Annotated in this window: 7 protein-coding genes; 4 read left to right on the top strand and 3 right to left on the bottom strand. The window is 73.8% G+C overall.

What is annotated here, in order from left to right:
* Positions 1–121: 121 nt before the first annotated feature.
* Positions 122–1384 (bottom strand): anion transporter, encoded by a 1263-nt coding sequence (locus H3C53_07650; GenBank protein ID MBW7916536.1) that lies wholly within the window; start codon positions 1382–1384, stop codon positions 122–124.
* 118 nt (positions 1385–1502) lie between these two features.
* Between H3C53_07650 and H3C53_07645 the strand changes: the two genes are divergently transcribed.
* From H3C53_07645 to polX, 3 genes are read left to right on the top strand one after another with little or no spacing between them, the layout of a single operon-like run.
* The gene (locus tag H3C53_07645; GenBank protein ID MBW7916535.1) at positions 1503–1841 is read left to right on the top strand and encodes a hypothetical protein; all 339 of its coding nucleotides are present in this window, start codon (positions 1503–1505) and stop codon (positions 1839–1841) included.
* 43 nt (positions 1842–1884) lie between these two features.
* The gene (gene ligA, locus H3C53_07640) at positions 1885–3936 is read left to right on the top strand and encodes an NAD-dependent DNA ligase LigA (GenBank protein MBW7916534.1); all 2052 of its coding nucleotides are present in this window, start codon (positions 1885–1887) and stop codon (positions 3934–3936) included.
* Entirely contained in the window at positions 3933–5696 is a 1764-nt protein-coding gene (gene polX / locus H3C53_07635) for a DNA polymerase/3'-5' exonuclease PolX (protein ID MBW7916533.1), read from the top strand. The genes ligA and polX overlap by 4 nt, the downstream gene beginning before the upstream one ends.
* Positions 5697–5715: 19 nt before the next feature.
* On the opposite strand, the gene H3C53_07630 is transcribed toward polX, so the two are convergent.
* A complete protein-coding gene (locus H3C53_07630; protein MBW7916532.1) occupies positions 5716–6492 on the bottom strand; it encodes a Crp/Fnr family transcriptional regulator in 777 nt (258 codons plus the stop codon).
* Between the two features lie 152 nt (positions 6493–6644).
* On the opposite strand from H3C53_07630, the gene H3C53_07625 reads away from it, so the two are divergent.
* Positions 6645–7148: a cytochrome c gene (locus H3C53_07625; GenBank protein MBW7916531.1), complete on the top strand. Its 504-nt coding sequence runs from the start codon at positions 6645–6647 to the stop codon at positions 7146–7148.
* Positions 7149–7302: 154 nt separating this feature from the next.
* Here H3C53_07625 and H3C53_07620 read toward each other — a convergent pair whose 3' ends face one another.
* The gene (locus H3C53_07620; GenBank protein MBW7916530.1) at positions 7303–8256 is read right to left on the bottom strand and encodes a 3'-5' exonuclease; all 954 of its coding nucleotides are present in this window, start codon (positions 8254–8256) and stop codon (positions 7303–7305) included.
* Between the last annotated feature and the right edge of the window lie 52 nt (positions 8257–8308).

Here is an 8308-nt window from a genome sequence, read left to right as displayed (position 1 = left end):
CCGGGGAAGACCGCCAACCACAGCGGCCCCAGCCGCGTCACGGTCGTCGCGCCGAGCAGCTCGGCCCCGCCCCGCAGGTGCTCGTCGTAAGCCCGGAGCAGCGCTGCCCGGCCGCCGCCGATCACCAGGCCACCAGCCACAGCCAGCCGAGCGCGAGGGTGACGAGCGTGACGGGCGGGCCCACCCGCAGGTAGGCCCAGAACCCCACCTCCACCCCCAGCCGCCTCGCGGACTCCGCCACGATCAGGTTGGCTACCGAGGCGACCAGGGTGAGGTTGCCGGCGAGCGTGCTCGCCATGGCCACCGTGAGCGCCGTCGCCTGGCGCGCGGCGGGAGCGAGCGCCGGTAGGTCGAGTCCCGGCAGGAGCATCAGGACGGCCGGCACGTTGCTCACGAGGGTGGAGAGTCCGGCCGTGACGGCCGTGAGCGCGGCCAGGCCGGCGGCGGAGGCCGCGCCGGTGGCCGGCTCCGCGGGCGGCCACGCCGCCAGCGCGGCGGCCGGCCAGCCGCCGGCGGCCACGGCGGCGACCACCACGAAGAGGCACGCGAACAGGACGAGGAGCTCGTAGTCGACGCGGCGCAGGAGCGTGCCAGCTGCGGGGCCGTGAGCGACGAGGAGGACGGCCGCGGCCGCCAGCGCGGCCACCGCGACCGGAGCTCCAGCCACGAAGGCGCCGAGCATGGCCAGCCCGACGCCCGCGGTGGCCACCAGCCGAACGCGGTCGACCTCGGGGAGGGGCTCGGCAGGCGGGGTTTGAGGTGGGACACGGAGCTCGCGCCTGAAGGCGACGAGCACGGCGGCGGCGCTGACGGCCAGGCCGATGAGCGCCACCGGCCCGAGCCGGACCAGGAACCGCAGGTAGCCGATGCCTGCCGTCACGCCCACGAGGACGTTCTGGGGGTTGCCCGTGACGGTCGCCACGCTGCCGGCGTTGGCCGCGAGGGCGAGCGCGACCAGGTAGGGCAGGGGCGGCAACCCCAGGCGCCTCGCGGCTCGCACCACGAGCGGCGTGAGCATCAGCACCACGGTGTCGTTCAGGAACAGCGCCGACGACACGCCGGCGCTCAGCACCAGCAACAGCAGTAGCCGCCGCGGCCCCACGACGCGCCGCGTCGCCGCCGAGGCCAGGAGGCGGAAGGCGCCGGCGCCCGACAGGGCGGCGTTGACGACCATGAGGGCGAAGAGGAGGGCGAGCACCTCGCCGTCCACCGCCGCCAGCGCCTCCTCCAAGCCGATCGACCCGCCGACCAGCAACGCCGTCGCGCCCGCCACCGCGACGGCCGCGCGGTCGAGCCGCACCCCGGGCAGGCGCCCGAAGCCGACCCCGGCGAGGGTCAGGCCGGCCACGACCAGCGTGTAGAGGCCCGGAGCGGCGGGGGTCACGCGCGGAGCTTATGCCACGGGGCGCAGCGGGGGAAGGTGGCGGCCCGCGCGGGACGGCGCTGCGCGCGGCGTGCGCCACGTCACACCCGTACCTCAATTAATGAGGTACGCTGCCGCCATGCTGACCGCGACGCTCTCCATCCTGGCGCTGTTCCTCGGGTTGAGCCTGGCGTTGGGCGCGCTTGTCGCCGTCCACGACGGCATCGAACGCCTCGCGGGGCGGCGCGCCGCTCGGACGCCCGCCCCGGCCGGGACCCCGCCGACGATCGGGTGGGCGCCGGTGCAGGCGCGGCAGACCGGCGGGACGGCCGGGCGTGCGTGGCGTGCGCCGGCCTCCATGGTGGGCGGGCAGGGCAACGAACGGCCGGGCTGGCTCGACGCGGCGGGCCGCGACGCCGCCCGTCGGGCGCGCCTTCCCGGCCCGGCCGGGGGCGAGAGCCGGGGCGTCACCGGGTGATTGCTGGTGGTGCCCCCGCGCGCCGGGACCTTACGATTGAGCAATGGCCAGTAACGCCGACGTCGCCGCGCGCTTGCGCGAGCTGCGCGACCTGATAAACCACCACAACTACCGCTACCAGGTGCTGGACGCCCCGGAGATCTCCGACGCCGAGTACGACGAGCTCATGGGGCGGCTCAGGGCACTGGAGGGCGAGCACCCTGAACTCGTCACGCCCGACTCGCCCACCCAGCGCGTCGGCGGCGCCGTCCTCGAGGGGTTCGAGACCGCGCGCCACGCGGCCCCGATGCTCAGCCTCGACTCGAGCCCGCGGCCGGAGGACCTGGAGGCGTTCGACGCCCGCCTGCGGCGCGCCGTCGCCGGCATCGGCGGCGACCCGGCCGCGATCGGCTACTCGCTGGAACCCAAGATCGACGGCCTGAGCGTCGAGCTCGTCTACGAGGACGGCGTGCTCGTGCGCGCCGTCACGCGCGGCGATGGCACGGTGGGGGAGGTCATAACCGCCAACGTGCGCACCATCCGCACCGTGCCCCTCAGGCTGCGCGCCGAGGAGCGCGCGCTGCCGGCCCGCCTCGCGGTCCGCGGCGAGATCTACCTGCCCATCGCCAGCTTCGACGACGTCAACGAGGAGCTGATCAACGACGGCAAGCAGCCGTTCGCGAACCCGCGCAACGCCGCCGCCGGCAGCGTCAGGCAGCTCGACCCGAGGCTCACGGCCTCCCGCCCGCTGAGCATCTACTGCTACGACGTCCTCGCCGCCGGTCCGGAGCTCACCGACCAGGCGGAGCTCCTGCGCGCCCTCGCCGCCTGGGGCTTCCCGGTCAACCCCCTCAACGCCGTCGGCGGCGACGTGGCGGCGGTCCTCGACTACTTCGCGCGCATCGAGGCCGACCGCGACGCGCTCCCGTACGAGGTGGACGGCGTCGTCGTGAAGCTCCAGGACCTGGCGCAGCGCGAGCGCCTCGGAGCCACCGCCCACCACCCGCGCTGGGCCTACGCCGTCAAGTTCGCGCCGCGGCAGGAGGTCAGCCAGGTGCTCAAGATCATCGCCGGCGTCGGCCGGACCGGCATCGTCACCCCCGTGGCGCTCCTGCGGCCGGTCAACATCGGCGGCGTGACGGTCAGCCGCGCCAACCTGCACAACATCGACGACATCGTCCGCAAGGACATCCGCGTCGGCGACACGGTCCGGGTCGAGCGCGCGGGCGACGTCATCCCGCAGGTGGTCGAGGTGGTCGAGACCGGCGCCGACCGCGGCGCGCCGTTCGCCATGCCAACCCACTGCCCCTCCTGCGGCACCGAGCTCATCCGGCGCGGACCGTACACCGTCTGCCCAAACTCCTTCGACTGCCCCGCCCAGCGGATCGGCCGGCTCGTGCAGTACGGCAGCCGCGGCGGCCTCGACATCGAGGGCCTCGGCGAACGGACCGTCACCCAGCTGGTCGAGCGGGGACTGGTGAAGCGCTTCCCGGACCTCTACGACCTGACGGCCGACCAGCTGGCAACGCTCGACGGCTTCGCCGAGCGCTCCGCCCACAAGCTCGCCGGCGCGATCGCGGCCTCGCGCACGCCGGAGCTGACGCGCTTCCTGGTCGCCCTCGGCATCCCCGAGGTCGGCGGCGCCGTCGCGCGCAGCCTCGCCAGGCGCTTCGGCACGTTCCAGGCGCTGCGAGCGGCGAGCCCCGACGAGCTGCAGAGCGTAGACGGCATCGGCGAGGTCATGGCGCGGCACATCCACGGCTTCCTCCACGAGCCGCACACCGAGCAGGTGCTCGACGACCTGCTCGCGGGGCGCGTGACGCCCCAGGCCGCGGCGGCCCCGAGCGAGACGCCGCAACCGTTGGCCGGGGCGACCTTCGTGTTCACCGGCGCCATGACGGCGTTCACCCGCGACGACGCCGAGGAGCTGGTTCAGCGCCTCGGCGCCAAGGCGGCCGGCTCGGTGAGCAAGAAGACGACCTACCTGGTGGCGGGGGAGAGCGCCGGCAGCAAGCTGGCGCGGGCGCGAGAGCTGGGGGTGACCGTGCTCGACGAGCGGGAGTTCCTCGACCTCGTCGGCGAGCACGGCGCCACGCTGGGAGGCGGTGCCGGGTGAGCAACGCAGAGATGGCACGCCTGTTGGAGGAGTTCGGCGACCTGAGCGAGGTGAACGGCGACAACCCCTTCAAGGTGAGGGCGTACCGCAACGTGGCCGCCACCCTGCGCGAGTTGCCGACCAGCGTAGAGGAGATGGTCAGGTCGGGCGCGCCCCTCACCGACATCAAGGGCGTGGGCAAGGAGATCGCCCTCAAGCTCGTCGACATGGCCACCACCGGCCGACTCCGCCAACTCGACGAGCTGGCGGAGATCGTGCCGCTCGGCCTCCTCGAGCTGAGGCGCGTGAAGGGCGTCGGGCCGAAGCTGGTCCAGGCGCTATGGCGGGAGCGCGGCGTCACCAGCGTCGCGGAGCTGGAGGAGGCCCTGGCTACCGGCCGGCTTGCCGGTCTCGCGGGCGTCGGCGCGAAGAAGCTCGAGGCCATCGAGCGGGCGCTCGAGGCGTACCACCGCCACGTCGGTCGCACCCCGCTGGCCGAGATCGGGGCCATCGCCGAGCCGTTCGTGGCGAGGCTCCGCGCCGTCGACGGGGTGGAGCGCGTCGAGATCGCCGGCTCGTACCGGCGCCGCAAGGACACCATCGGCGACATCGACCTTCTCGTCGTGGCGAAGACGGAGGCCGCCGCCCGCGCCGTGACGCGCGAGTTCACGACCTACCCGGAGATCGCCGAGGTGCTCGGCAGCGGCGAGACGCGCTCCAGCGCCCGCCTGGCCAACGGCGTGCAGGTCGACCTGCGCGTCATCGAGGCCGAGGCGCTCGGCGCCGCGCTCCTCTACTTCACGGGCTCCAAGGCGCACAACGTCGCGCTGAGGCAGCTGGCGCTCGACAAGGGACTCCACCTCAGCGAGTACGGCCTGTTCGCCGAGGGCGGCTCGGACGCCGCGCCGGCCACCCCCGGCGCGGCCGGCGAGCGCGTCGCGGGGCGCACGGAGGAGGAGATCTACGAGCGGCTCGGCCTGGAGTGGATCCCGCCCGAGCTGCGCGAGGATCGCGGCGAGATCGCCGCCGCCGCCCGCCATGAGCTGCCGCGCCTCGTGACCATGGCCGACGTGAGGGGCGACCTGCACGTGCACAGCACCTGGTCGGACGGCAAGGCGACCGTGCGCGAGATGGTCGACGCCTGCGTCGAGCGCGGCTACGAGTACCTGGCGCTCACCGACCACAGCAAGGCCCTCGCCATGACCGGGGGGCTCGACGAGGCGAAGCTGGCGAGGCAGTGGGCGGAGCTCGACGAGCTCATGGCCGGCAGGGACGACATCACACTCCTGCGGGGCATGGAGGTCGACATCCTCAAGGACGGCACGCTCGACCTGTCGGACGAGTGGCTCGAGCGACTCGACATCGTCCTCGTCAGCGTGCACTCGCACTTCGAGCTGAGCGAGGCGGAGCAGACGGCCCGGGTCGTGAAGGCCGTCAGCCACCCGCAGGTGAACGTCCTCGCTCACCCCACGGGCAGGGTGCTGGGTCAGCGCGACCCTTACGCGCTCGACCTGAGTGCCGTCTTCGACGCCTGCCTCGCCAACGGCGTGGCCGTCGAGCACAACGCCTCCGAGCGCCTCGACCTCTCGGACGTCGACCTGATCGCGGCCCGCTCCCGCGGCCTGACCATCAGCCTGGGCTCGGACGCGCACAGCGTCGCGCAGCTCGCCGGGATGAGGTACGGGGTGGATCAGCTGCGGCGCGCCTGGGTCACGCCCGGCGCCGTGCTCAACGCCAGGCCCCTGGCGGAGCTGAGGCGCTTCCTGGCGAAGACGGCCTGAGGGCGGCGCCGGCCGCGCGTCAGCCCTCGGCCACCTCGCGGAGCGCCGGCAGGTCGACGAGCGTCAGGCGCCGCCGGCCGGTGGTCACCATGCCGCGCGCCCGCCACTGCGCCAACACCCGGTTGACGGTCTCGAGCGTCGACCCCGTCAGCGCGGCCAGGTCCTCCTGGCTAAGCGGCGCCCCGAGCGTCCGCCCCGCGCCCGCCTGCTCCGGCCGCCCGAGCCGCTCGCTCAGGGTCAGAAGCGAGCGTGCCAACCGCGCCTCCACCGATGACGTCCCCGCGTCGCGCAGCCGCACCTGCGCGTCGCGCAACCGCGAGGCGACCGCCTCTAGAACGGCGAGCGCCACCGCCGGGAAGGCGCGCACGATGCCGCCGAACTCCTGCGCCGACGCGACCAGCAGGCAGCCGCCCGTGAGCGCCTCCGCCCCCACCTCGTTGCGGGCCTGGCCCAGTAGTGGCAGCGCACCGAACGACCCGCCCGGGCCCAGCACGTCGAGGAGGTGCACGCCACCCGTCGCCGTCGTCTCCTGCAGCTTCACCCGCCCGCTCGCGATCACGAAGAAGCGGTCGGCACCCTCGCCCTCGACCACCAACGCGCTGCCGGCCGCCATGGGCACGGCGTGGAACGACGCGTGCACGACGGCGAGGTCATCCTCGTCGAGCGAGGTGAAGTACGGGACGGAGCCCAGGACCCGGCGTCGCATGTCGAGGGTGCAGGCGCCCGGCCCGAGACCGTCGACCGGCCACCCGTCCGGCCCGAACGAATGAGAACGCCCGTGCGAGCCTTCATCCATCCCCTAAGATGCTACCGCCGTCCTGGTCACGCGGGTGTTCGGGCGGTATCCTCGGCCGGTGCCCGTCGGGATGGGCCGGGTGCGGTCGCCACGCCCGCCGCCTCGCCGCGCGCCACGCCCCGCCGCCGCGTCGGCACTACCTGGAGGTAATGATGAAGCGACTAGTCAAGCTCCTAGCTCCCGTCCTGTTGGCGGTCCTCGTCCTCGTGCCCGTCGTGATCGCCCAGGGGACGCCCATCGCCGAGGTCGACACGAGCGCGGGCGAGACCATCTTCAACTCCAACTGCATGGCCTGCCACCAGACGAACGGCCAGGGGATACCCGGGGCGTTCCCGCCCCTCGCCGGTCACCTGCCCGACGTCCTGGCGCTCGACGGCTCCAGGGAGTACGTCATCGACGTCGTGCTCTACGGCCTGCAGGGTGCCGTCAACATCAACGGCATGGCCTACAACAGCGTGATGACGCCCTGGGGCGCGATGTTCGACGACCAACAGGTCGCCGACGTGCTCAACTACGCCGCCGTGGCGTGGGACAACGGCGCGGCGCTGCCGGAGGGCTTCGCGGCCTTCACCGCCGACGAGGTTGCCGCCCAGCGCGCCACGCCGCTCGACGCCGCCGGCGTCTACGCCAAGCGTCAGGCCCTCGGCCTGGAGTGATGCCGTGCCCGGCCGCCGCCGGGCGACCTCGCTTGGTTCAGGGTGCGTGCGCAATTCCGTTATTGCGCACGCACCCTCTCTCGTTGCCCGGGGGCGCGGGTCGGGGCGCCGCCGCCTGCCCCGCCTCGACGCCCGGACGGCCCGACGCGCGCCCTCAGCGGCGCGCGGCGTCGGCCGGCAACGACTCCGGGACGCGGGCGGAGTAGCGCTCCGCCGCTCCGAGCTCGCGGTAGGGCAGGGTCGTGGCCCGGCCGTAGACCTCCGCCGCGAGCCACGCCAGTTCGGCGTCGTGATCCTCGACTGGTAGCTCTCGCCACCAGACCCTGCTCGCGCCGTTGAAGCGGTAGCCGCGGGCCTTGAGTAGATCCTTCTTCGCTATCGGCGCGCCCTCGGCCCACAGCCGCACTGTTCGCTTGAGGGCGGAGCGCCGCAACTCGAGCAGGGGCGGGGGACCGCCGTCGGGAAGGGGCACGGCCAGCAGCTCCAAGCCTGCCCGGCAATCGACGATGGCGCGGTGGCCGTCGAAGAAGAAGCCGCGCCTGAACGCCAGGTACTCGAGGCTGCTCGACGGGTAGCCGAGGTCGCGCCACGGCACGTCGCGCTGCGAACACGCCCACGGCTTGGCGGCGAAGGCCGGGAAGCGCCGTTCCAGGAACGGCCGGTCGAACGCGGCGTTGTGCGCGATCACGAGGTCGGCGGCCGCCAACGCGCCCGCGACGGCGGCGTCGTCGAACCGCCGCCCACGCACGTCCGCGTCGGTGATCCCGGTGATGTCGACAACCTCCTGCGGCAGGGGGCGGCCGGGGTCCTCGAGCCCCTCGAAAGCGTCCCGCACGCCGTAGACGTTACCGGCGAGGTCGTAGTCGAAGGCGAGCATGCCGAGCTCGATCACCTTGTCCGCGCCGGGTTCGAGGCCCGTCGTCTCCGTGTCCACGTACAGGGCCGTGAAGAGCCTGGCGCCCACCGGCGCCGAGCGAGGGTCGACGTACGCATCCCGCCGGAGGAGCCGGCGGAGCACGCGGAAGTAGCCCGACTCCTCCAGGCGCAGCCGCAGCGCCTCTAGCTCGGGCCCCGGCGCGCCGCCCGGTGCCGCTGGTTGAGGAGTCAAGGTGCTCACGCCCCTCTCTGCGCGCCGCGCACGGGCGGCCCCGCTCGGCCCG

Source organism: Trueperaceae bacterium (genome assembly GCA_019454765.1).
GTDB lineage: Bacteria > Deinococcota > Deinococci > Deinococcales > Trueperaceae > JAAYYF01.
Note: the sequence above shows the minus strand (reverse complement) of the source record. Positions and strands in the feature narration are given on the sequence as shown.

What these genes read in the sequence shown, in the direction of transcription:
- H3C53_07645 (MBW7916535.1), top strand. Translation starts at nt 1,503, where the DNA reads ATGCTGACCGCGACGCTCTCCATCCTGGCGCTGTTCCTCGGGTTGAGC.
- ligA (MBW7916534.1), top strand. Translation starts at nt 1,885, where the DNA reads ATGGCCAGTAACGCCGACGTCGCCGCGCGCTTGCGCGAGCTGCGCGAC.
- H3C53_07630 (MBW7916532.1), bottom strand. Translation starts at nt 6,492, where the DNA reads ATGGATGAAGGCTCGCACGGGCGTTCTCATTCGTTCGGGCCGGACGGG.
- H3C53_07625 (MBW7916531.1), top strand. Translation starts at nt 6,645, where the DNA reads ATGAAGCGACTAGTCAAGCTCCTAGCTCCCGTCCTGTTGGCGGTCCTC.